Below are 23,873 nucleotides of genomic sequence, written 5' to 3'. Positions count from 1 at the left end.
CGCTTCGCGCCTGAAGTGAGTCCGCCCGCACACAGCCGGCCGCACTGGCCGGCTGTGTCACGAGAGTCGACGGGCTTTTAGTGTATCCTTCAGACGATCTCCACCACGCGCTTGCCGCGAAATGAACGACCCCTATCCCAGTTCGAAGCCTGCCCATTTCAGGCAGTCCGATCGTCCCCGATCGCTTCTCGAACGCCTGACGGACCTGATTTCCCCCGAGCCCGAATCCCGCGCGGAGTTGCTTGCCGTGCTCCAGGAGGCGCACGAGCGCAACCTGATCGACGCCGATTCGCTCTCCATGATCGAGGGCGTGTTCCAGGTCTCCGAACTGACCGCGCGCGACATCATGGTGCCGAGCGCGCAGATGGATATGGTCAATATCGCGGACGTACCGCAGACTTTCATCCCCTTCATGCAGCAGACGGCGCACTCGCGCTTTCCGGTGTATGAAGGCAGCCGCGACAACATCATCGGCATCCTGCTGGCCAAGGACCTGCTGCGCTACTACACCGACGAGCAGTTCGACCTGCGCGAGACGCTGCGCCCGGCGGTGTTCATTCCCGAGTCCAAGCGCCTGAACATCCTGCTGCGCGAGTTCCGCAACAACCGCAACCACATCGCCATGGTCGTCGACGAGTACGGCGGCGTGGCCGGACTGGTCACCATCGAAGACGTGCTGGAGCAGATCGTCGGCGACATCGAGGACGAATTCGACCTTGATGAAGACCAGGACCACATCCTGCCGCTGCCCGACGGTGGCTGGCGTGTGCGCGGCCTGACCGAGATCGGGCAGTTCAACGAGGTGTTCGGCACGGCATTCTCCGACCATGACGTCGATACCGTGGGCGGATTGCTGTCGAACCATCTCGGCCATGTGCCGCACCGCGGCGAGATCATCACGCTGCCGCCGGTCCGCTTCGAAGTGCTGCGCGCCGATGCGCGCCAGGTCCACCTGCTGCTCGTGCACCGCGAGTCGCCCGCGAACCGCCTGGCCGACGCATGAAGCGCCAGGCCCCTGTGCTGGCCGGCGCGCCCGGCACCGCGCGCGAGCGCGTCTCCGCCGCAACCGTCACACGCCTGCTGGTAGCCGGCATGCTCGGCATTGCGCACACCCAGGCCTTTGCCCCGCATGACTGGTGGTGGCTGCAGATCCTGTCCCTGGCCGGCCTGGCCGCGCTGCTCGCCGACGCGCCGCGCGCCCGCGTAGCCGCCGCCACCGGCTATGCCTTCGGCGTGGGCTGGTTCCTGTCCGGCATCTGGTGGCTCTACATCAGCATGCATGTCTACGGCGAGATGCCGGCCTGGATGGCCGCGCTTGCCGTGGTGCTGTTCAGCGCCTACCTCTCGCTCTACCCTGCGCTGGCCGGCGCGGCATGGCATCGCCTGGCCGCGCGCCTGCCGCGCCTGTCGATCTGGACCCCACTGGCGTTCGGCGCCGCGTGGGGGCTGTCGGAGTGGTTGCGCGGCGTGGTCTTTACCGGATTCCCGTGGCTGTCGGGCGGCTATGCGCATACCGACGGTCCGCTGGCCGGCTTCGCGCCGCTGTTCGGCGTGTATGGCATCGGCGCACTGGCCGCCACCGGGGCCGCGCTGCTCGTGCTGGCCGTGCGTGCATTCGGGCAGCGCGCCCGGAGCCGCGGATGGATCGCCGCCGTGCTCGTGGCGGCCCTGCCAGTCACCGGAGCGGTGCTGGCACCGCTGGCGTGGACCACGCCGGCGGGCAGCCCGATCGCCGTCAGGCTGCTGCAGGGCAATGTCCCGCAGGACATCAAGTTCGAGCAGGCGGGCGTGCAGCGTTCGATCGAGCTCTACCGGGACATGATCACGGCGACGCCGGCCGACCTGGTCGTGACGCCGGAAACGGCGTTCCCGGTCATCCTGCAGGACCTGCCAGTCGAAGCCGCGCTGGCCATGCGCGACTTCATGGAGAAGACCGGCACCACCGTGCTGTTCGGCGCCGCCGGCGCCGATTCGCCGGTCGACTTCACCAACAGCGTGTTCGGCATCGGCCCGCAGACACGCGGGCTCTACCGCTACAACAAGCACCACCTGGTGCCGTTTGGCGAATTCATCCCGCTTGGCTTCCACTGGTTCGTCGACATGATGAAGATGCCGCTTGGCGATTTCCGGCGCGGCGGGCTGGAACAGCCGCCGATGCCGGTGCGCGGCATCCGCGTCGCACCCAATATCTGCTACGAGGATCTGTTCGGCGAGGAAATCGCCCAGACGCTGCGGCACCAGGCCGCGCCCGCAAACATCATGGCGAACCTGACCAACCTGGCATGGTTCGGCGACACGATCGCGCTGGACCAGCATCTGCAGATCTCACGCATGCGTGCGCTGGAAATGCGCCGCCCGATGCTGCGTGCCACCAATACCGGCATGACGGCCGTCGTGGCGCCGGACGGCAAGGTGCAGGCGCGCCTGCCGACCTTCACCGTCGATACGCTGACGGCCTCGGTGCAGGGCATGCAGGGGCTGACGCCCTATATTCGCTGGGGAAATGTGCCGGTGCTGGCCTGGTTCGCCGCGGTGCTGGCGCTGGCCGCCTGGCGCGCGCGGCGCACAGGCTGAGAAAGCGGCCCGATCACGGGCAGCAAGTTTGCCGGGGCGCGTCCGTCACGGGTAGTGCGGTGCGCGACCAGGCCCGGCATTGCCACGGTGTTGCCCGGCAATGCCGTTTTCTGTTTTGCAGCCGCCTGGCGAGTCAGCCAAGCAGGCTCGTCACAGCCGAGACGGCTGCCGCGGCGATCATGACCGCGATGGCGAGCAGGTAAGGTTTGCGAGAAAGAATTGCCATGACCCATGTCCCCATTTGGTAACTGACAGCGGAACCCCAATCGGACATACTGCGTGCGCCGCATACGCGGCACCGGTGCCCACTGCCCTTCGCAACTCTGACGGCCGGTTGCTTACTCATACTGTATACAAAAACGTTGTCGGCAAGGGTACGGCAAGCCTGAAACCCCCGTTGGTGTTTTCCCCATGCGTTGCGAAAGACCGACATGCTGCCGCGGCCCGCAAACGCAGGCCAGCGCGAAAAAAACCGATAGAATTCAGGGTTTGGCACCAACCCTATGCGTCGCCCGCCGCACTTTATCCGCGGCCCGCGCCAGTGATGGCGTGGCATTGGGGCGGGACCCCCGATCTAGTCTCCCTATGCTGACCTTCCAACAAATGATTCTGACCCTGCAGGCCTACTGGGACCGGCAGGGCTGCGCACTCCTGCAACCCATCGATCTGGAGGTCGGCGCCGGGACTTCGCACGTGCACACATTCCTGCGCGCGATCGGGCCGGAGCCATGGCGCGCCGCCTACGTACAGCCGTCACGCCGGCCCAAGGACGGCCGCTATGGCGAGAACCCCAACCGCCTGCAGCACTACTACCAGTACCAGGTCGTGCTCAAGCCTGCGCCCGAAAACATCCTCGAGCTGTACCTCGGCTCGCTCGAAGCGCTGGGACTGGACCTGAAGCAGAACGACATCCGCTTCGTCGAGGACGACTGGGAGAACCCCACCCTGGGTGCATGGGGCCTGGGCTGGGAAGTGTGGCTCAACGGCATGGAAGTGACGCAGTTCACCTACTTCCAGCAGGTCGGCGGCATTGACTGCAAGCCCATCACGGGCGAGATCACCTACGGCATCGAACGCCTGGCCATGTACCTGCAGAAGGTAGAGAACGTCTACGACCTGGTGTGGACCGAGTGGGAAGAGAACGGCGAAACGCGCCGCCTGACCTATGGCGATGTCTACCATCAGAACGAAGTCGAGCAGTCCACGTACAACTTCGAGCAGAGCAACACCGAGATCCTGTTCCGCCATTTCGCCGAGCATGAAGGCGAAGCGAAGCGCCTGATGGGCGATGCCGGCACGGAAGGACAAACCACCACCGGCCCGCGCCTGGCCCTGCCCGCCTACGAGCAGGTACTCAAGGCCGCCCACACGTTCAACCTGCTGGACGCACGCGGCGCGATCTCCGTGACCGAGCGCGCCGCCTATATCGGCCGCATCCGCAACCTCTCGCGCCAGGTGGCGCAGGCCTATTACGATTCGCGCGAAGCGCTGGGCTTCCCGATGTGCGGCGGGGCCAAGGCATGACGATGCTCGCGCGCAGCGCGCTATGCTGCGCCATGGCAATGGCCGTGCTGGCAGCCTCCGGCGGTGCCGCGGCTGCGCGCACCACCCAGGCTGCACCGAGCCCGCAGGCGCTGCTGCTGCCGGCCGAGCTGTCCAATGTGTGCGAAGCCGATCCGCAGGCGCTCCAGCTCGCCATGGCGCGGCACTGGCGGCCGTCGCTGAACGCGCTCGACCAGTGGACGCAGCTGGTGCGGTCGTTTGCGTGCGACCTGTCCGGTTCGCGCGATCTCGGCTGGCACCGCGTGCCGCTGCGCGCGTACGAAAGCGCGATCCGCTATCCGCTGACCTGGGTCGAGATGGAAACCCGCAACGGCCGGCCGCGCCGCGTCGTGCGTACCTATTACTCGGCTGCGCAGCTGCCGGCGAAGATCGATTTCTGGGTGGGCGGGCGCATCGACGAGATCCGCTACGACAAGCGCCTGCGCCGCATCGAAGCGCGCTTCCCGGCCGCGGGCAGCCGCGCTGTGGGCAACGGCTCGGCCAGTGCCGTCGCCGTGGCGCAATGCGCTTCCACCACGCTGCAATTCCGGCAACAGAACGGCCTCTGGCTGCTCTCCGGTGTAGAACCTAATCTTGCGCCGCACTGCTGATTGCAGTGCGCGCCACAACCTGTTGGAAACGATTCATGTCGCAACCCATGACCGACTCGCTGCTGATCGAACTGTTCACCGAAGAGCTGCCCCCCAAGGCCCTGGCGCGCCTGGGCGACGCCTTCGCGCAGGGCCTGTTCGCCGGCCTGCGCGAGCGCGACCTGCTTGAAGCCGATGCCGCCGTCACGCCCTATGCCTCGCCGCGCCGCCTGGCCGCGCTGGTTTCCGGCGTGCGGCGCAGCGCGCCCGACCGCGAGCAGCGCGAGAAGGTCCTGCCGCTGTCGGTGGCGCTGGGCGCCAACGGCGAGCCGACCGCGCCGCTGGCCAAGAAGCTCGCCGCGCTGGCCAAGTCCGTCGGCGTGGCCGAGATCGACTGGCAGACGCTGGAACGCGCCTCCGACGGCAAGGCCGACGCCTTCTTCTATCGCTACACCGCCAAGGGCGCTGAACTCGCAGCTGGCCTGCAAGCCGCGCTGGACGACACCATCGGCAAGCTGCCGATCCCAAAGGTGATGAGCTACCAGCGCCCGGGCGGCGACACGGTGCACTTCGTGCGCCCGGCGCACCGCCTGGTGGCGCTGTTCGGCAGCGAGATCGTGCCGGTTTCCCTGCTGGGCCTGCAGGCAAGCAACCTGACACAGGGGCACCGCTTCCTGTCGCACGGCGCGATCGAGATCGCGCATGCGACGCAGTACGCCGACACGCTGCTCCAGCAAGGCAAGGTGATCGCCAGCTATGCGCAGCGCCGCGAGTCGATCCGCGAGCAGCTGCTGAAGGCCGCCGGCGCCGACCAGGTCGTCATGCCGGACGCGCTGCTCGACGAAGTGAACTCGCTGGTGGAATGGCCGGTGGTCTACGCCTGCCATTTCGAGGAGGCCTTCCTGGCCGTGCCGCAGGAATGCCTGATCCTGACGATGCAGACCAACCAGAAGTACTTCGCGCTGACCGACGCCGAAGGCCACCTGCGCAACCGCTTCCTGATCGTTTCCAACCTCGCCACGGAAACGCCGCAGTCGATCATCACGGGCAACGAGCGCGTGGTGCGTCCGCGCCTGGCCGATGCCAAGTTCTTCTTCGACCAGGACCGCAAGAAGACGCTGGCCTCGCGCGTGCCACAGCTCGCGAGCGTGGTCTACCACAACAAGATCGGCACCCAGCTTGACCGCGTGCAGCGCCTGCAGCAGATCGCCGGCCATATCGCCGATGCGCTCAATGCGTCCGGCGTCGCCGTGGACAAGGCCGCCGCCATGCGTGGCGCCGAACTGGCCAAGGCCGACCTGCTGACCGACATGGTTGGCGAATTCCCCGAGCTGCAGGGCACCATGGGCACATACTACGCGCGCCATGACGACGAAGCCGAGGACGTGGCGCTGGCCTGCTCCGAGCACTACCGCCCGCGCTTTGCCGGCGACGCGCTGCCCGAAGGCGCGGTCAGCACCGCCGTAGCGCTGGCAGACAAGCTGGAAACGCTGGTCGGCATCTGGGGCATCGGCCTGCAGCCCACCGGCGAAAAGGATCCGTTCGCGCTGCGCCGCCACGCGCTGGGCATCCTGCGCATGCTGATCGAGAAGCCTCTGTCTCTGTCGATCGGCGCGCTGCTCACGCTGACCCAGCAGGCCTTTGCCGGCGTGCCGGCTGTCAAGCCCGCACCCGAAGCCATTGCCGACTTCCTCTATGACCGCGTGCGCGGCTATCTGAAGGACAAGGGCTACACCACGAACGAAGTCGAAGCCGTGGTCAGCCTGCGCCCGCAGCAACTGCACGACGTGCTCGGCCGCCTGGAAGCCGTGCGCACGTTTGCCGCGCTGCCCGAGGCCGAGGCGCTGGCCGCCGCCAACAAGCGCATCACCAACATCCTGAAGAAGAACGCCGAAGCCGCGCAGGACATCGCCGAGGTCAACCCGGCCCTGTTCCAGGAAGACGCCGAACGCGCGCTGCACGGCGCCATCGAACGCGTGCGCCCAGACGTGGAAGCCGCCTTCGCGCGCGGCGACTTCACCAGCGCCCTGCGCGACCTGGCCCAGCTGCGCGAAGCCGTGGACGGCTTCTTCGACAACGTGATGGTGATGGCCGAGGACGCGCAACTGCGCGCCAACCGCCTGGCACTGCTGGCCTCGCTGCACGCGCTGGCGAACCGCGTGGCCGACATCTCGAAGCTGGCGGCCTGACCGGCCAGAACCGCGCCACACGCAACACCGGAAACCAGACATGCCGCAGATACCGCCCAAATTCATCGTCCTCGACCGCGACGGGGTCATCAACCTCGACAGCGACCAGTTCGTGAAATCGGCCGACGAATGGGTGCCGATCGAAGGCAGCCTCGAAGCCATCGCCGCGATGAACCAGGCGGGCTACCGCGTGGTGATCGCCAGCAACCAGTCGGGCATTGGCCGCGGCCTGTTCGAGATGAGCGCGCTCAACGCCATGCACGAGAAGATGTACAAGGCCCTGGCCAACCTCGGCGGGCGCGTGGACGCCGTGTTCTTCTGCCCGCATACCGCCGCAGACGCCTGCGACTGCCGCAAGCCCAAGCCCGGCCTGCTCGACCAGATCAGCGAACGCTTCGGCATCGAGCTCAAGGGCGTGCCGGTCGTCGGCGACTCGCTGCGCGACCTCGAGGCCGGCGTGGCGGTCGGCTGCACGCCGCATCTGGTGCTGACCGGCAAGGGCCAGAAGACCCTCGACAAGGGTGGCCTGCCTCCGGGCACGCGCGTCCATGACGACCTGCGTGCGTTTGCCCGCTGGCTGACCGGTGGCGACGGCGCGCCACGCGCGACCCCTGCCTGATCCCCGCCGACCCCCCGCAGCTCCCATCAAGCGCCCCCCGATGATCTTCCTGCGTTCCTTTCTGTTCGCGTTGTACCTGCTGGTGCTGACGCCGCCCTACGCGTGCGCCTGCTTTATCGTGTTTCCGTTCCTGAACGCCGCGCGGCGCTTCGATTTCGTGCGCGGCTGGACCCGCCTGGTAATCGGCGCCGCGCGCGTGCTCTGTGGCATCCGCTACCGGATCGAAGGCCGCGAGCACCTCGAAGCCATGCTCGACAAGCCCGTGGTGCTGCTCTCCAAGCACCAGTCCGCGTGGGAAACCGTGGCCTACGTGGCGCTGATGCCCAAGCCGCTGTGCTATGTCTTCAAGCGCGAGCTGCTGCTGGTGCCGTTCTTCGGCTGGGCGCTCGGCATGCTGAAAATGGTGCACATCAACCGCAAGGAAGGCACCAAGGCGTTTTCGTCCGCCGCGCGGCAGGGCCGCGAGCGGCTGGCCGAAGGGGCATGGATCATCATGTTCCCCGAGGGCACGCGCACACCGTCCGGCCTGGAGAAGCCGCGCTACAAGAGCGGCGGCGCCCGGCTTGCGGTGGAAACCGGCGCCTGGGTGATCCCGATGGCGGTCAATTCGGGCCGCGTGTGGCCGCGCAATTCCTTCCTGAAGTACCCGGGCACGGTGACGATTTCGATCGGCCCGGCGATCCCGTCGGCCAACAAGACCGCGGATCAGCTCAATGTGGAAGTGCGCGACTGGATCGAACGCGACATGCGCCGCATTGACCCGCAAAGCTACCGGAACGCGGCCGCATGAGCTTGCTGCGCCCTGCCCCGGACGCCCCCGGCGCACAGCTGGAACTGCCACTGGCCGACAGCGGCCAGGGGATCGTCGCCGGGCTCGCGCCGCTGGCTCCGGAGCCGACTGCCGCCGCATGGCCGGTGCCGCAGCCCGATGCGCGCAGGCTCCTGGTCGGCGAACACACGCTGCACTACGCGCTCAAGCGCTCGTCGCGCCGTACGATTGGCTTCACGGTCGATGACCGCGGCCTGTCGATCACCGCGCCGCGCTGGGTCACGATCGCCGACGTCGAGTCCGCCATTTTCGAGAAGCAGCGCTGGATCTTCACCAAGCTCGCCGAGTGGCGCCAGCGCGAATCGCGGCGCGTGCTGCCGACCGTGCAATGGCGCGATGGCGCGAACCTGCCCTTCCTTGGGCAGACCATTACGCTGTCGCTCGAATCCCCGATCGGCGCGGTGCTGTTCAATGGCGAAACCCTGATGCTGCACCTCTCGCTGCCCGCGCATGCCGACGAGCAGCAAATCAAGGACCGCGTGCAGAGCTGGCTGCAGCAGCAGGCACGCCGGCTGCTGCCCCAACGGCTCGATATCTACGCCGAGCGCCTCGGCGTGCGCCACACCGGCTTCGCGCTGACCTCGGCCGCCACACGCTGGGGCAGCTGCACCGCGGACGGCAAGATCCGCCTGAACTGGCGGCTCATGCACTTCCCGATGTCGATGATCGACTATGTGGCGGCGCACGAGCTCGCGCATCTCAAGGAGATGAACCACGGCCCGCGCTTCTGGGAGACCGTGGAGTCGATCTTCCCGGAGTTCCGCGACGCACGTGCACAATTGCGCGCGCATCCGCCCGAGCTGCTGCCGACGTTCTGAGTCGTCACCGCGCGCACCGGCCACCCCGCCGGGCTCGCCGGTGCGTTTCGCGCAAACGCACTAAAATGACGCACTCCCTCCAAGAACGACCCGACCTATAGGGCATCTCAAATGCGACTCCTCCACACCATGCTGCGCGTCGGCGACCTGCAGCGCTCCATCGATTTCTACACCCGCGTGCTCGGCATGCAGCTGCTGCGCGAGAGCGACAACCCGGAATACAAGTACCGCCTGGCCTTCGTCGGCTATGGCCCGGAAAGCGAGACCGCGGTGCTGGAACTGACTTACAACTACGGCGTCGACAAGTACGAGCTCGGCACCGCCTACGGCCACATCGCGCTGGAAACCGACAATGCCGCCGCGGCCTGCGACCGCATCCGCGTGGCCGGCGGCAAGGTCACGCGCGAAGCCGGCCCGGTCAAGGGCGGCACCACGGTGATCGCCTTCGTCGAAGACCCGGACGGTTACAAGATCGAACTGATCGAGCGCCACTCCACGCGCGACACCAGCCGTCCCTGAGCGCGCCCGGCATGGACGCGCAAACCCTGAGCCGGCGCCCGCTCGATGGCGCCGCCGTCGGCCTGATGGTGGTGCTGTGCGCGGCCTGGGGGCTGCAGCAGGTGGTGATCAAGCTGACCGCGCCGCTGATGGGCGCGGTGCTGCAGGCGGGGGTGAGGTCGGCCATTGCGGCGCTGCTGGTGTTCGGCTTTGCCGCCTGGCGCGGCACGCCGATCTGGCGGCGCGACGGTACGCTCGGCGCGGGCCTGCTGGCGGGGCTGCTGTTCGGTGCCGAGTTCTTCTGCATCTTCGTCGGGCTCGGCCACACCACGGCGTCGCGCATGGCGGTGTTCCTGTACACCGCGCCGATCTTCACGGCGATCGGACTGCATTTCACCGTCGCCGGCGAACGGTTGCAGCGGGGGCAGTGGCTCGGCGTCGTGCTGGCCTTCTGCGGCATGGTGCTGGCCTTTGCCGATGGCATGACGGCAACGTCAGCACATGGCAGCACGCTGGCCGGCGATGCGCTGGGCGTGGCGGCCGGCCTGCTGTGGGCTGCGACTACCGTGGTCGTGCGCGCCACCGCGCTGGCCAGCGCACCGGCCAGCAAGACCCTGCTCTACCAGCTCGCGGTGTCGGGCGTGCTGCTGCTGGCCATGGCGCTGATGGCCGGCCAGGCCGAAGGTGTACAGCTCAACGGCATGGTGCTGGCCAGCCTGTTCTACCAGTCGGTGCTGATCGCCTTTGCCAGCTATCTGGCGTGGTTTTGGCTCCTGCGCCGCTACCTGGCCTCGCGGCTGTCGGTATTCTCGTTCCTGACACCGCTGTTCGGCGTCGCCTTCGGCGTAGTGCTGATGCATGACGCGGTGGGATCGCGCTTTGCCGTGGCGGCACTGCTGGTGTTGTCCGGCATCGTGCTGGTGAACCGCCGCGGCTGAGACGCATGATTCAGGCAACAAAAAACGCGCGGTGGACCCGCGCGTTTTTTGTTGGTCACTACCGCCTGAGCAGGGCTCAGCGGCTACCAAACGAGAACATACCCAGCGCCTCGCGCACTTCGTCCAGCGTCTGCTGGGTGATGGCCCTGGCCTTGCTGGTGCCCTCGCGCAGCAGGTCGAACACATAGTCCGGATCCTTGGCGAGTTGTTCACGGCGCTCGCGGATCGGGCCCAGCAACTCGTTCAGCACGCTTTCGACACGGCGCTTGAGCACCATGTCGCCCAGCCCGCCGCGGCGGTAGTGCGCCTTGAGTTCTTCCACTTCCACCGTATTCGGGTCGAAGGCGTCGAGGTAGGTGAACACCATATTGCCCTCGACCTGGCCCGGATCGGAGACCTTCAGGTGGTTCGGGTCGGTGTACATGCTATGCACGGCCGCCTTGATCTGCTCGGGGCTGGCGCCCAGCGCGATGGCGTTGCCCTGCGACTTGCTCATCTTGGCCTTGCCGTCCACGCCCGGCAGGCGGCCGAACTTCGGGATCAGCGCCTGGCATTCCTTCAGCACGTCGCGGCCGACCTGGTGGTTGATGCGGCGAACGATCTCGTTGGTCTGCTCGATCAGCGGGGCCTGGTCCTCGCCCACCGGCACGATATCGGCCTTGAACGCGGTGATGTCGGCGGCCTGGGCGGCCGGATAGCACATGAAGCCGGCCGGGATGTCGCGGCCGAACCCGCGCGCCTGGATCTCTTCCTTGATGGTCGGGTTGCGCTCCAGGCGCGATACCGTGACGAAGTTCAGGTACATCAGCGTCAGTTCGGCCAGCGCCGGCAGGTACGACTGCACGGTGATGGTCGTCTTGGCCGGGTCGATCCCGACGGCCAGGTAGTCCAGCGCCACCTCGAGCACATTGCGGCGGACCTTGTCGGGATCGTGCGCGTTGTCGGTCATGGCCTGCGTGTCGGCCAGCAGCAGGTACTGCTCGTGCGTGTCCTGCAGTTGCACGCGGGTCTTGAGCGAGCCAACGTAGTGGCCCAGGTGCAGCGGACCGGTGGGACGATCGCCAGTCAGGATGACCGGTCGCTTGTTGGTTTGCGTATTGGCTGTCATTACGGAAATTCGCGGAAATTTCGGGATGTAAGCGGTCTGGCCATCAGGCGGCGGCCGGCCTGTCGGACGGGTCGCCGCCCAGGCGGCGCGCCAGTTCGACGTACTCGCCGACCGGCACTTCTTCGGCGCGGCGGCCCAGGTCGAAGCCGATCGCCTCGAAATCGACCTGGTCCCGCAGGAACGATAGCGTATTGCGCAGCACCTTGCGCCGCTGCGAGAACGCGGCGGTGACCAGGTCGCCGAGCACGGTGATATCGCAATCCGCATGCGGCGAGCGCAGCCGGCCATTTTCCGAGCGCGGCCACGGGATCATGCGTACCACCGCGGAATCGACCTTGGGCGGCGGATTGAACGATCCGGGCGGCACGTCGAGCACGTGCTCCATGTGGTAGCGCACCTGAAGCATGATCGACAGGCGGCCGAATGCCTTGCTGCCGGGTTCGGCCACCATGCGGTCGACCACTTCCTTCTGCAGCATGAAATGCTGGTCCCGCACGTGGTCGGCGTACTCCATCAGGTGGAACAGCAGCGGGCTGGAAATGTTGTATGGCAGGTTGCCGACGATGCGCAGCGGGCGCCCGGGCACCTCCAGCCTGCCGAAGTCGAAGGCCAGCGCGTCGCCGGCGTGGACCTGCAGGCGGTCGCCGTAGCGGCGCCGCAGCCGCTCGACCAGATCGCGGTCCAGTTCGACCACCTGCATCTGCGGCACGCGCTCGAGCAGCGGATCGGTCAACGCGCCCAGGCCCGGGCCGATTTCCACGAGCACATCGTCAGCCAGCGGGTTGATGGCATTGACGATGCCGTGGATGATGGAATCGTCGACCAGGAAGTTCTGGCCGAATCGCTTGCGGGCCACATGGCCCTGGTGCATGTTTGAACGCATGGAGGGATAAGCCACTAGTGCTGAGGCCTGGCCGATGCGTGCCTGCCGTTGGCATGCCCGGCCATGGTGACCGCACTGCGGATGGCCTCGATCATGCTGCCGTGTTCGGCCTGGCCGCTGCCGGCCAGGTCGAGCGCGGTGCCGTGGTCGACCGAGGTGCGGATAAAGGGCAGGCCCAGCGTGATGTTCACGCCGTGCCCGAACGTGCCGTACTTCAGGGGCGCCAGTCCCTGATCATGGTACATCGCCAACACGCAGTCGGCGTCGCGAAGGTGGCGCGGCTGGAACAGCGTGTCGGCGGGGTACGGGCCGCGCGCGTCGATGCCGGCATCGCGCGCCAGCGCCAGTGCCGGTTCAATGACGTCGATCTCCTCGCGGCCCATGTGGCCGCTCTCGCCGGCGTGGGGATTGAGCCCGGTCACGAGGATGCGCGGCCGCGCGATGCCGAACCAGCGGCGCAGGTCGGCGTCGATGATCGAGAGCGTCTGCACCAGCAGCGGTACGGTCAGTGCATCCGGCACCGCGCGCAGCGGCAGGTGCGTCGTCGCCAGCGCCACGCGCAGCATGGCGTTGGCATGCGCCGGCTGGGGGCCGGCCAGCATCATCACCACGCGCGGCACGCCTGCCGCCTCGGCAAGGTATTCGGTGTGGCCGGTGAACGGCACGCCGGCATCGTTGATCGTGCTCTTCTGAACGGGAGCCGTGATCATGGCCGCGAAACGCGCGGGGACGCCGGCATGCGCGCGGCAGCCGGCAATGGCGGCGTCGAGCATGGACAGCACATACGGGCCATTGCGCGCATCCAGCCGGCCCGGCTCGCAGGCAACGGCCAGCGGAACGTGGTGGACAATGACGTCGCCCTCGGCAATGCGGCGCTCCCAGGCATGCGCCACGCCGAGCGCAGTGGCACGGGATGCCAGCAGGTGTGCATCGCCGAACACATGGTAGTGGCAATGTCCGTTCTCACCCGCGAGCTGCAGCAGCGCCCCGATGGTGATGTCGGGACCGATACCGGCGGGTTCACCGGTGGATATGGCTAGCGCAAGCGGGTCGGGCATGTCAGGGTCGTGCGGCGGGTGCCTCAGCGCTGTCGGTTGACGCGGTACTCGACGTACGCCTGCGAACGCAGCTGGCGCACCCAGTCATCATAGGCCGCGCGCAGCTTCTGTTCGCGGATTTCGGCGCGCGCGAAATCGCGCTGCTTCTCGGGCGACATCTCGGTTTCGCGGCGGTTCAGTACCTGGATCAGGTGCACGCCGAACTGCGTCACCACCGGTTCGGAGATCTCGCCGGGGCGCAGCCGGTTCATGGCCTGCTCGAATTCGGGCACCAGTTCGCCCGGCGAGACCCAGCCGAGATCGCCGCCGGCCTGGGCCGAGCCGTCCTGCGAGAAACGCTTGGCTGCGTCGGCAAAGTCACCGCCGTGCGTGATGCGGTCGCGCAGCGTGCCGAGCTGGCGGCGCGCCTCGGCTTCCGGCATGTTGGGACCGGTACGGATCAGGATGTGGCGGACCTGGGTCTGTGTGATGCGCGAAGCCGCGGCCGGGTTGGAGGCACCCGACGCCGGCGCCACGCGCTTGGCGGTCAGCTTCAGGACATGGAAACCGTTGGCGCTCTCCACCACCTCGGGTGCCACGGCGCCCGGCTGCAGGTCGACCACGGCGTTGGCGAACAGGGCCGGCAGGCGGCCGATTTCGCGAAAGCCCATGGCGCCGCCCTGGGCCGCTTCCGGCCCCTCGGAATTCGACTGCGCCAGCTGGGCGAAGTCGGCACCGCCCTGCGCCTGCTTGAGCAGCCCCTCGGCCTTGGCCTTCAGCGCCTGCTTCTGTGCGTCGGAGGCATCTTCCGGCACGCGCACGAGGATCTGCGCCACATTGAATTCGGCCGGGCCCGCGGCCGCCGCACCCTGGCCGCCGCGGGCAGCCAGGTAGTTGTCGATCTCGCCGTCGTAGACCTGTACCTTCGAGTCCACCTCGCGCTCGCGCAGGCGAATCACCTGCACCTGCTTGCGCAGTTCGTCCCGATACTTGGTCCAGGTCATGCCGCTGGCCTCAACGCGGCTGCGCAGTTCCGTGGCACTCAGGCGGTTCTGCTGCGCCACCGATTCAATGGCACGGTCCAGTTCCTGGTCAGTCACCTTGATGCCGGCATCCTGCGCGGCCTGGGTCTGCACGCGCTCCATGACGAGACGCTCGAGCACTTCGCCGAGCAGGTCCGCCCGCGGCGGCGCTGGCCGGTTGGCGGTGCGCAACTGGCTTTCGATCTCGTCGGCGCGGTCGAGCAGTTCGCGGCGCGTGATCACGCTGTTGTTGACCACCGCAACGACTTCATCGACGAGCTGCGAACGCTTGGCGCTGCTGCCGGGTTGCGGCACGCCAAGCTGCGGCTGGCTCGACGGCACAGCCACGTCAGAGGCCTGCGGCACGAAGATGCCAGTGGTGCGCGGCGCTTGCGAAGGCGCCTTGAGCTGGGCCAATGCAGGCCCGGCCACGGCAGCCAGCACGGCCGACAGCAGCACGCGGCGCCACGGCGACAACACCAGGGAAAACACGGCAAATTCTTGACGTTTCATCGTAATCCGTCATTCATAGTGATCGAACTGGGTCGTCGGCACCGGCTTGGCGGTGACCGGTTCATACCCAGGAACATTCAGGCGCAGGATATCCAGCGGATTCGAGCCGATCTTCGACAGCCCGCGGAACTCCACCTGCAGGAAGATGCGGCCCGTATAGCCCTGCGAGGTGTTGCGGAAGCGCTGGTAGACCACGCGGCCGACCCAGCAGTCGGCCGCATATTCCAGGCCGGCCAGTGCATCGACCATCTGGTTGGCGTTCCGGTCGAAGGCGAAGCGACCGATGCCATAGGCGCGCTGGGTAATGGGCCACTGGCCGGAAATCTCGAACTGGTCGATGGCCGTATTGTCCGTCACCGACGTGGCGCGCCGGTAGCGGTAGCCCATGTTGAGCAGCTTGCGCGGCTCCGGGCGCCAGGCAAATGCCAGGTTCGAGTAGTTGATGTGCTCCGAATCCGGATTGTATTGGATACCCGCGTCGAGATAGTAGCCGCGGAACAGCTGGATGGTGGTGGCCGCCAGCAGGTCTGAGCTGCCCGCCTTCGGATCCGGCAGCGTGCCGTTGATCTGCACGCGCTGGCCGCTGAAGTCGTAGCGCTGCGCGAGCGTGCCGCGGAAGCGCTCGACGCCGGTATCGGCTTCGATCAGGCGCGTGGTCAGGCCGGCCGTCAGCTTGTTGTTGTCGGCCACGCGGTCATAGCCGGTGAACGGGTTCTCGGAGAAGATCTGCCCGTAGCCGAAGTCCGACTGCACGGTATCGAACAGCGGGAACTGGCTCTGGTCGCGGAACGGCGTGTAGACGTAGAACAGCCGCGGTTCGAGCGTCTGCAGGTAGTTGACGCCGAAAAGCCGGCTCATGGTCGGCGCATTGCGCTCGAAGGTCATGCCGCTGTCGAAGCTGAAGGTCGGCAACGTGCGCGAGAAGTTGTTCTGCGCCGTCGGCGTGTTGCTTTCCGCCTCCATCTGGTACTGCGTCGCATTGAGGATGACCTTCGGCGTCACATACCAGCCCGGGCGCACGATCGGATAGCTGATCGTCGGCTGCACGAACATGCGCTCGCCCTGCGGCTGCTGGAAGCCAGTCGAGGTCAGCGGGATATGGAAGCGCGTGTAGTCCGCCTCCACCTGCACATCGAAACCGCCCAGGTCATAGCGGATGTACTTGCCGTTCAACTGCGGCACACGTTCGTATGACGGCTGGCTCGGCAGCAGCGTCTGGAACTTCTGCACGCGCGCCATCACCATGAAGTCCTGCCAGTTGTAGGTGACGCCGCCTTCCTGGGTGTATTGCCGCAGCGTCGATTGCGACACGGTGCGCGTCAGGTCGTCCGGATATTTGTCGTCCGATACGCGGTTCAGGTTCAGGTAGGCGTTGAGCCCCTTGGCAATGTTCTGGTTATGCTGGAACGAATAAGACCAGCGGTTGGTGCCGGTCTGGCGGTCGTCCGGCAGGATTTCCGCACGCAGGCGGCCCGAATAGCCTTGCCCCAGGTACCGGTAGTCGCCGCCGAGCATAAAGCCGCGCGACGTCATGATGCGCGGATAGAGCGTCAGGTCACGGTTCGGCGCGATGTTGAAATAGTACGGAAGCGTGACATCGAGGCCCGATTTGGACCCGTAGCCGAACAGCGGCGACAGGAAACCGCTGCGGCGCTCGTCGTTGAGCGGGAAACTGAACACCGGCGCGCCCGCGATCGGCACGTCGAAGAAATGCAGCACGCCGCCATAGGCCACGCCGACCTGGCGGTCGCTGTCCAGGTCAAGCTGGCGCGCACTGAAGTACCAGTCGGCATTGTCCGGCGAACACGTGGTGTATGTGGCCCGCTTGATCACGCTGCGGTCCTTGTCCACGAAATCGATGCGTTCGGCCTTGCCTGTGCCGCCGGTCTGCTGGAAATAGTAGTCGGGCGAGAGCATGTAGCCCTCGTTGGCCTCGACCTTCATGCGCGCCTCGGGGCCCACGGCCAGCGCGCCGCCGCGCGAGACGCGGGCGTTGCCGTGCGCGAAGGCCTCGTCGGTATCCTGGTCGTAGGTCAGCTTGTCGCCCTTGACCACGGCGCCGCCGCGACGCAGCTCGGCGTTGCCTTCGAGTTCCACGCCGCGCTCGTTATACCCGGTGAGCCGGTCACCCGAGACGAATGTCGGCGGATTCTCCTCGGCCTCGTCGGATTTGGCGGGCTCGGCCAGGCGCGGCACGAGCTCACCGGACACAGGTGGTGCCAGCGGCACCTCCGGGGCGGCTTCCACCACGGACTCGGTCTGGTCGATGTCGGGCACGGCGGAACCGGACATCTGCGCGTGCGCACCGACCGACAGGCCGGCCATGGCCAGCACCAGCGGCCGCAGGGCGCTGGCAGGCCGCCGGCCAGTGCGGCCGGAAAGGCCGGAAAGCGCAGGCGGCTTGGTGGCTCGGTTGTTCGGTGATCGTCGTTGTTCGGTCATGCGAGCGGGTTGTCAGTCACGTCGGCGGCGGCGGCTCGCCTGCTAGCCGCCAGCCCCCGCCGGAACAGGCTGCGGGGCAACGGATGGCCCCTCCCGGGGGCCGCCCGGCGCCCGGGTCTGGTCGGGTATTATACGGGGCAACCAATACTCCCTTTCCGGCATGGCAGCACTTCCCCACGACCCTCGCCTGGACCAGCTCAAATCCTGGGTGTCCGGACTCGGTCCGGACTGGTCCGTCGACCCCGATTCCTGCACCCCCGCTTCGTCCGACGCCAGCTTCCGGCGCTACTTCCGCGTCAGCACCGGCAATGCGGCGCACCCGACCGCCATCGTGATGGATGCGCCGCCGGCGCACGAGGACTGCAGGCCGTTCATCCACGTCGCGGCACTGTTCGGTGCCGCCGGCGTCACGGTGCCCACGGTCCTGGCGCAGGACCTGGCGCAGGGTTTCCTGCTGCTGGCCGACCTCGGCAGCCAGACCTACCTGTCCCGGCTCGACGACTCCTCCGCCAGCGGCATGTATGCCGACGCGGCAGTCGCGCTGGTGCGCATCCAGGCCGCCACCCGTGCCGGCGAACTGCCGGCCTACGACCGTGCCCTGCTGCAGCGCGAGCTGGACCTGTTCCCGCAGTGGTATATCGCGAAACACCTCGGCGCCACGCTCACGGACGCCCAGCAGGCAGACCTGTGCGAAGTGATGGATGCGCTGCTTGCCAACAACCTGGCGCAGCCGCAGGTCTATGTGCACCGCGACTACCACTCGCGCAACCTGATGGTGCTGCCCGGCGGAGCCAACCCCGGCGTGCTCGATTTCCAGGACGCCGTGATCGGCCCGATCACCTACGACGCGGTCTCGCTGTGGCGCGATGCCTACATCGAATGGGATGAGGAGCAGCAGCTCGACTGGCTGATCCGCTACTGGGAGCGCGCGCGCAAGGCCGGGCTGCCCGTCAATGCCGATTTCGGCGAGTTCTACTGCGACTTCGAGTGGATGGGCCTGCAGCGCCACCTGAAGGTACTCGGCATCTTCGCGCGCCTGTACCACCGCGACGGCAAGGACGGCTACCTCGCCAACCTGCCGCTCGTACTCAAGTACACGCGCCAGGTAGCGGGCCGCTACACAGAGCTGCGCAAGCTGGTCCGCCTGCTCGATGCGCTCGAGGGCGCCGAGAGCCCGGCCGGCTATACGTTCTGAACGGGGGCTGAGCAGTGCCCCCTCCAGACCTTTCCGAGCGCTCCGAGACCATCACACGCTCCGGCGAGTGGTGGGCCGGCATGCGAGCGCTCGCCCCCATGCTGCTGGGCGTGGTGCCGTTTGGTCTGATCTATGGCGTGCTGGCGGTCGGCGCAGGCATGCCCGCGTGGCTGGCCTGCGCGATGAGCGTCATCGTGTTCGGCGGCGCGTCGCAGATGATCCTGACGCAACTGTGGTCGGCCGGCACGCCGGCCCTGGTAATCGCCGTCACCGTGGCGATGGTGAACCTGCGCCATGCGCTCTACTCCGCCACCATCGCGCCCACGCTGGCACACCTGCCGCGCCGCTGGAAAGCGCTGATCGCCTACCTGCTGACCGATGAAGCGTTTGCCGCCATGACGCACCGGCTGGCCGACACCGGGCCGCGCCAGCGCTACCGCCACTGGTATTACGTCGGCGGCGGTTTCGCGCTGTGGGCAAGCTGGCAGGTGTCGACGCTGGCCGGCGTGCTGGTCGGGGCGCAGGTGCCGCGCGACTGGCCGCTGGACTTCTTCCTGCCGCTGACCTTCATCGGCATCATCGTGCCGGGCCTGAAGCACCGTGCGCAGGTCGCCGCGGCGCTGGTGGCCTCGGCCCTCGCCGTGGCCTGCTTCGGCATGCCGCACAAGCTCGGGCTAATGGTCGCGGCGCTGGGCGGCATTGCCGCCGGCATGCTGCTGCTCGGCCGCGGCAAGGCATCGGGCGAGCGTCCGGCCGGCAAGGCCACCATCGGCAAGGAGGCGGCATGAACTCGCTGACCTTGCTCGGGGTCTTCCTTGGCGCGGGACTGGCCACGTTCCTGATCCGCCTGTCGTTCATCGCCGTGGAAGGCCGCGTACGGCTGCCAGCGTGGTTCCGCACGGCGCTGCAGTTCGTGCCCGCGGCCATGCTGTCCGCGCTGATCGCCCCCGACCTGCTGATGCGCGGCGGCGAGCTCTACGTGAGCCCGCTCAATGCCAGGCTGGTCGCCGGCCTGGTCGCCATCGTGATCGCCGCGCGCACGCGCAGCATCGGCTGGACCATCATCGGCGGCATGGCCGCCCTGCTCGCCATGGAGACCCTGATTTGAAAACCATGATCTTTGCCGCCGGCCGCGGCGACCGCATGCGCCCGCTGACCGACACCTGCCCCAAGCCGCTGCTGCCCGTCGGCGGCAAGCCGCTGATCGTCTGGAAGATCGAGGCGCTGGTGCGCGCCGGGCTGCGCGACATCGTCATCAACCATGCGTGGCTCGGCGAGCAGATTGAAGCCGCGCTTGGCGACGGCAGCCGCTTCGGCGCGCGCATCGCCTACTCCGCCGAGGGTAGCGCGCTGGAGACCGCCGGCGGCATTGCCAAGGCGCTGCCGCTGCTGTCGCAAGCACCGGAACGCGGCGAGATCTTCCTGGCCGTTTCCGGCGACATCTTCTGCGAGTACGACTTCCGCGCGCTGCTGCCGCGTGCCCGCGAGATGGCCGGCGCGCCGGCGCCGCGCATGCACCTGGTGATGGTGCCGAACCCGCCCTTCCACCCGGCCGGCGACTTCGCGCTGCGGCCCGACGGGCTGCTGGCGCTGGATGCGGCACCTGGCGCCGAGCGCCTGACCTTCGGCAATATCGGGCTGTATGACACGCGCCTGTTTGCCGATATCGCTCCCGGCACCAAGGTCGCCATGACACCCTGCTACCGCGCCGCCATCGCGGCGGGCACGGCCAGCGGGGAGCGCTTCGACGGCATCTGGGAAAACGTCGGCACCCCGGCCCAGCTCGCCGCGCTCAACGACGCCGTCGCCGCGCGCGGCATCGCGATCGCAAGCGGCGCCTGAGCCGCTTGCCAGCGCCGCCGGGGCCTGTGCGCCGACGGCGTTAGAATCTGATGCATTCCCCCTATCCAGTTGGCGATCCTATGTCCGCACCCGATCCAGCCCTCCTGGCCTCTTGCCGTGACCGTCGCGCCCGCGTGCTGCAGCACCTGCGCGCAGGCGGCGGTGGCGTGGCCATCCTGCCCACGGCGCCGGAAGCCATGCGCAACCGCGACAGCGACTATCCGTACCGGCACGACAGCTATTTCTATTACCTGACCGGCTTCACCGAGCCCGAGTCCGTGCTGGTGCTGGTGGCCGGCCAGGGCGCCGAGGCCGACCGCAGCATCCTGTTCTGCCGCCCGAAGCACGAAGAGCGCGAAATCTGGGACGGCTTCCGCTACGGCCCGGAAGGCGCACGCGCGGCCTTCGGCTTCGATGAGGCGCATTCGGTCGAAGAGATCGACGCCATCCTGCCTGGCCTGCTCGCCAACCGCGCGCAGCTCGCGTACCCGCTGGCTGCCTCCACGCGCACCGACATGCAGGTGCGCCGCTGGCTCGACGCGGTGCGCATGCAGGGCCGCGCCGGTGTCGCGGCGCCGTCTGTGGCAGTCGACATCCGCACGCTGCTCGACGAGATGCGGCTGATCAAGGATGCCGGCGAACTGGCCACGATGCGCCGCGCCGGCGAAATCTCCGCGGGCGCCCATGTGCGCGCCATGCAGGCCACGCGGCACGGCCTGCGCGAGTACCACCTCGAAGCCGAGCTGCTGTACGAATTCCGCCGCCACGGCGCGCAGAGTGTGGCCTACAACTCGATCGTCGCAGCCGGCCCCAATGCCTGCGTGCTGCACTACCGTGCGGGTCCCGCCGAACTGCGCGACGGCGACCTGTGCCTGATCGACGCCGGCTGCGAGTTCGACGGCTACGCGTCCGACATCACGCGCACCTTCCCGGTGTCCGGCCGCTTCTCGCCGGCCCAGCGCGAGCTGTACGACCTCGTGCTGGCCGCGCAGGACGCCGCCGTTGCCGAAACGCGCGCCGGCGTGCCCTACAACGTGCCGCACGACGCCGCAGTGCGGGTGCTCGCGCAGGGCATGCTCGACACCGGCCTGCTCGACCGCAACAAGGAAGGCACGCTCGACGACGTGCTGGCCAGCGGCAGCTACCGGCGCTTCTACATGCACCGCACCGGGCACTGGCTCGGCATGGACGTCCACGACGTGGGCGAATACCGCGCAGCCGCGCCGGCAGCGGACGGCGAACGCCCGTGGCGGCCGTTGCAGCCGGGCATGGTGGTCACCGTGGAGCCGGGCATCTACGTGCGTCCGGCCGAAGACGTGCCGGAGCGCTACTGGCATATCGGCATCCGTATCGAGGACGATGCGGTGGTCACCAGCGGCGACTGCGAGATCATCACGCGCGGCGTGCCGGTCAGGGCCGACGAGATCGAAGCCCTGATGCGGGACCGGAGCACGGCAGGCGGAGGCAAGGCATGATCGGATGGCTGCGACGACTGTTTCCCGGCAGCGCCGGGGCGCCGCATAGCGCCCCCGTGAAGCGCCGTATCGATCCGAACGAGCCGTTCGTGATCAACCTCTACGACGACCGTGTGGTAGTACACCGCCCCGACGGCCAGCGCGAGGAAGTCGTGTGGGATTCGCTTGAGCGTGTGGTGGTGCGGGTTTCCAATGCTGCGCCCTGGGCCGGCAAGGCCTGGCTGATCCTGGTCGGCGCGCCCGACAGTGGCCAGGGCTGCGTGGCGCCGATGGACGCGGCCAACGCCACCGCACTGGTGGAGCGGCTGCAGGCCCTGCCTGGCTTCAGCCAGCAGAAGCTCGACAACGCGCTGCGCGATGCCGCGGCCGGCAAGTCGCGCTCCGACGCCAACTGCTGGAAGCGCGGTGCGCCGGCGGAGCCGGCTTCAGACCTGAGCACGGACGGGGGCACCGGCGATGACCCAGGCCGAGCCTGAAGTCCGCGACATCGCCATTGTCGGCGGCGGACCAGTGGGGCTGGCACTGGCCTGCCAGCTGCTGCTGGCCACGGACTGGCGCATCACGCTGATCGATGCCGCCACCCCGGCCCGGGCCGCACGCGACCCGCGCGCCATCGCGCTGTCCCATGGCAGCCGGCAGTTGCTGGAGCAGATCGGTGCATGGCCCGTGGCCGGCACGGCGATCGAGCACATCCATGTCTCGCAGCGCGGCCATCTCGGCCATGTGAAGCTGCACCACGAGGACTACGGCGTGCCCGCGCTGGGCTATGTGGTGCGCTATGGCGAGCTGTGCAACGTGCTCGAGCGCGCCTTGGGCCGCGCCGCCCAGCAGGCCGGCGAAGCGCGGCTGCAGCGCATATTCGAGACCCGCATCGACGACCTGCAGCAAGACCCGCTGATCGGCGGGGACTCGGACAGCCCGGATGGCACGGCCGGCGCGGTCCATCTTGCCGGCACGGCGGCGGACGGACAGGCGGTGCGCTTTACCGCTCGCATTGCCATACAGGCCGAAGGCGGGCTGTTCCACCAGCAAGCTGCCCATGCGGGCCAGGGCGCGCGACACCGCGACTACCGCCAGACTGCGGTGATCGGCCACGTTGCCTGCTCACGGCCGCAGCCCGGGTGGGCCTGGGAACGGTTCACCGGCGAAGGGCCGCTGGCGCTGCTGCCCTACGACGAACATGGCATCGACGGCTATGCGATGGTCTGGTGCTGCCCGCCCGAACAGGCGGCGCGGCGGCTGGCGCTGTCCGACGCGGATTTCGCGGCCGAACTCGGCGACGCATTCGGCGACCGCATGGGCCGCTTCACGCTGGCCGGCAAGCGCCATGCGTTCCCGCTGGGGCTCAACGCGGCGCCGGTGACGGTCGACGGCCGCATTGCGGCCGTGGGCAACGCCGCCCAGACGCTGCACCCGGTAGCGGGCCAAGGTCTCAACCTCGGGCTGCGCGATGCCTTCGCGCTGGCCGATTCGCTGCGCGCCGGCTGCACGCCACACGCACTGCAGGCGTTCGCGTCGCGGCACCGCCTGGACCGGGCCGTGACCATCGGCGTGACGGACCTGCTGCCGCGCGTGTTCGGCGTCTCCTACCCGCTGGCCGCGCACGCGCGCGGGGCGTCGCTGGCGGCGCTGGCATGCCTGCCGCCGCTCAAGCATGCGCTGGCACGGCACATGATGTTTGGCATGCGCCGCTGATACGCTCTGGCGGGGGCCGCCCCGGCGGGGGGCGCCCCCCCCGGCGGAAACAGGGTGGGGGCTT

Annotated in this window: 22 protein-coding genes; 17 read left to right on the top strand and 5 right to left on the bottom strand. The window is 68.0% G+C overall.

The window, feature by feature from the left end:
- The first annotated feature begins 121 nt into the window (after positions 1 to 121).
- The 10 genes from LDO29_RS00110 to LDO29_RS00065 all read left to right on the top strand — a co-directional run bounded on the left by LDO29_RS00110 (position 122) and on the right by LDO29_RS00065 (position 10,597).
- A complete protein-coding gene (locus LDO29_RS00110; RefSeq protein WP_224077764.1) occupies positions 122 to 1,003 on the top strand; it encodes an HlyC/CorC family transporter in 882 nt (293 codons plus the stop codon).
- Entirely contained in the window at positions 1,000 to 2,574 is a 1,575-nt protein-coding gene (gene lnt / locus LDO29_RS00105) for an apolipoprotein N-acyltransferase (protein ID WP_224077763.1), read from the top strand. The genes LDO29_RS00110 and lnt overlap by 4 nt, the downstream gene beginning before the upstream one ends.
- Before the next feature lie 585 nt (positions 2,575 to 3,159).
- Positions 3,160 to 4,098: a glycine--tRNA ligase subunit alpha gene (gene glyQ, locus LDO29_RS00100; protein WP_224077762.1), complete on the top strand. Its 939-nt coding sequence runs from the start codon at positions 3,160 to 3,162 to the stop codon at positions 4,096 to 4,098.
- Positions 4,095 to 4,727 carry a hypothetical protein gene (locus tag LDO29_RS00095; protein ID WP_224077761.1) on the top strand — a complete coding sequence of 211 codons (633 nt, stop codon included), beginning with the start codon at positions 4,095 to 4,097 and terminating at the stop codon, positions 4,725 to 4,727. The genes glyQ and LDO29_RS00095 overlap by 4 nt, the downstream gene beginning before the upstream one ends.
- 35 nt (positions 4,728 to 4,762) lie before the next feature.
- Positions 4,763 to 6,895 carry a glycine--tRNA ligase subunit beta gene (gene glyS / locus LDO29_RS00090; RefSeq protein WP_224077760.1) on the top strand — a complete coding sequence of 711 codons (2,133 nt, stop codon included), beginning with the start codon at positions 4,763 to 4,765 and terminating at the stop codon, positions 6,893 to 6,895.
- Between the two features lie 40 nt (positions 6,896 to 6,935).
- Complete coding sequence (gmhB, locus tag LDO29_RS00085) at positions 6,936 to 7,514, top strand: D-glycero-beta-D-manno-heptose 1,7-bisphosphate 7-phosphatase (protein ID WP_224077759.1); 579 nt, start codon at positions 6,936 to 6,938, stop codon at positions 7,512 to 7,514.
- 40 nt (positions 7,515 to 7,554) lie between these two features.
- Entirely contained in the window at positions 7,555 to 8,304 is a 750-nt protein-coding gene (locus LDO29_RS00080) for a lysophospholipid acyltransferase family protein (RefSeq protein WP_224077758.1), read from the top strand.
- The gene (locus tag LDO29_RS00075; protein WP_224077757.1) at positions 8,301 to 9,161 is read left to right on the top strand and encodes a M48 family metallopeptidase; all 861 of its coding nucleotides are present in this window, start codon (positions 8,301 to 8,303) and stop codon (positions 9,159 to 9,161) included. Before LDO29_RS00080 ends, LDO29_RS00075 begins: the two co-directional genes overlap by 4 nt.
- A 111-nt stretch (positions 9,162 to 9,272) precedes the next feature.
- A complete protein-coding gene (gene gloA / locus LDO29_RS00070) occupies positions 9,273 to 9,680 on the top strand; it encodes a lactoylglutathione lyase (protein WP_224077756.1) in 408 nt (135 codons plus the stop codon).
- Between the two features lie 11 nt (positions 9,681 to 9,691).
- Positions 9,692 to 10,597: a DMT family transporter gene (locus LDO29_RS00065; RefSeq protein WP_224077755.1), complete on the top strand. Its 906-nt coding sequence runs from the start codon at positions 9,692 to 9,694 to the stop codon at positions 10,595 to 10,597.
- 76 nt (positions 10,598 to 10,673) lie between these two features.
- Here the strand turns inward: LDO29_RS00065 and trpS are convergent, their stop codons facing one another.
- From trpS to LDO29_RS00040, 5 genes are read right to left on the bottom strand one after another with little or no spacing between them, the layout of a single operon-like run.
- A complete protein-coding gene (gene trpS, locus LDO29_RS00060) occupies positions 10,674 to 11,705 on the bottom strand; it encodes a tryptophan--tRNA ligase (RefSeq protein ID WP_224077754.1) in 1,032 nt (343 codons plus the stop codon).
- Between the two features lie 43 nt (positions 11,706 to 11,748).
- Positions 11,749 to 12,588: a 16S rRNA (adenine(1518)-N(6)/adenine(1519)-N(6))-dimethyltransferase RsmA gene (gene rsmA / locus LDO29_RS00055; RefSeq protein ID WP_224077753.1), complete on the bottom strand. Its 840-nt coding sequence runs from the start codon at positions 12,586 to 12,588 to the stop codon at positions 11,749 to 11,751.
- Positions 12,589 to 12,602: 14 nt separating this feature from the next.
- Entirely contained in the window at positions 12,603 to 13,646 is a 1,044-nt protein-coding gene (pdxA, locus tag LDO29_RS00050; protein WP_224077752.1) for a 4-hydroxythreonine-4-phosphate dehydrogenase PdxA, read from the bottom strand.
- A gap of 23 nt (positions 13,647 to 13,669) precedes the next feature.
- Positions 13,670 to 15,160 carry a peptidylprolyl isomerase gene (locus LDO29_RS00045; protein ID WP_224077751.1) on the bottom strand — a complete coding sequence of 497 codons (1,491 nt, stop codon included), beginning with the start codon at positions 15,158 to 15,160 and terminating at the stop codon, positions 13,670 to 13,672.
- Between the two features lie 9 nt (positions 15,161 to 15,169).
- On the bottom strand, positions 15,170 to 17,602 hold the full coding sequence (locus tag LDO29_RS00040) for an LPS-assembly protein LptD (protein ID WP_224077750.1): 2,433 nt from the start codon (positions 17,600 to 17,602) through the stop codon (positions 15,170 to 15,172).
- A gap of 160 nt (positions 17,603 to 17,762) precedes the next feature.
- On the opposite strand from LDO29_RS00040, the gene LDO29_RS00035 reads away from it, so the two are divergent.
- From LDO29_RS00035 to LDO29_RS00005, 7 genes are all read left to right on the top strand, one after another.
- Positions 17,763 to 18,797, top strand: a complete 1,035-nt coding sequence (locus LDO29_RS00035; RefSeq protein ID WP_224077749.1) for an aminoglycoside phosphotransferase family protein — start codon at positions 17,763 to 17,765, stop codon at positions 18,795 to 18,797.
- 80 nt (positions 18,798 to 18,877) lie between these two features.
- Positions 18,878 to 19,585 carry an AzlC family ABC transporter permease gene (locus LDO29_RS00030; RefSeq protein WP_224077748.1) on the top strand — a complete coding sequence of 236 codons (708 nt, stop codon included), beginning with the start codon at positions 18,878 to 18,880 and terminating at the stop codon, positions 19,583 to 19,585.
- Positions 19,582 to 19,905 (top strand): AzlD domain-containing protein, encoded by a 324-nt coding sequence (locus LDO29_RS00025; protein ID WP_224077747.1) that lies wholly within the window; start codon positions 19,582 to 19,584, stop codon positions 19,903 to 19,905. Before LDO29_RS00030 ends, LDO29_RS00025 begins: the two co-directional genes overlap by 4 nt.
- Positions 19,902 to 20,639: an N-acetylmuramate alpha-1-phosphate uridylyltransferase MurU gene (gene murU / locus LDO29_RS00020; protein ID WP_224077746.1), complete on the top strand. Its 738-nt coding sequence runs from the start codon at positions 19,902 to 19,904 to the stop codon at positions 20,637 to 20,639. The genes LDO29_RS00025 and murU overlap by 4 nt, the downstream gene beginning before the upstream one ends.
- An 80-nt stretch (positions 20,640 to 20,719) precedes the next feature.
- Entirely contained in the window at positions 20,720 to 22,114 is a 1,395-nt protein-coding gene (locus tag LDO29_RS00015) for an aminopeptidase P N-terminal domain-containing protein (RefSeq protein WP_224077745.1), read from the top strand.
- Positions 22,111 to 22,590, top strand: coding sequence for a hypothetical protein (locus LDO29_RS00010; RefSeq protein WP_224077744.1), 480 nt, complete (start codon positions 22,111 to 22,113; stop codon positions 22,588 to 22,590). The genes LDO29_RS00015 and LDO29_RS00010 overlap by 4 nt, the downstream gene beginning before the upstream one ends.
- Positions 22,571 to 23,809, top strand: a complete 1,239-nt coding sequence (locus LDO29_RS00005) for a UbiH/UbiF/VisC/COQ6 family ubiquinone biosynthesis hydroxylase (protein ID WP_224077743.1) — start codon at positions 22,571 to 22,573, stop codon at positions 23,807 to 23,809. The genes LDO29_RS00010 and LDO29_RS00005 overlap by 20 nt, the downstream gene beginning before the upstream one ends.
- The last annotated feature ends 64 nt before the right edge of the window (positions 23,810 to 23,873 follow it).

This window comes from Cupriavidus laharis (genome assembly GCF_914271435.1).
Taxonomy (GTDB): domain Bacteria; phylum Pseudomonadota; class Gammaproteobacteria; order Burkholderiales; family Burkholderiaceae; genus Cupriavidus; species Cupriavidus laharis.
Note: the sequence above shows the minus strand (reverse complement) of the source record. Positions and strands in the feature narration are given on the sequence as shown.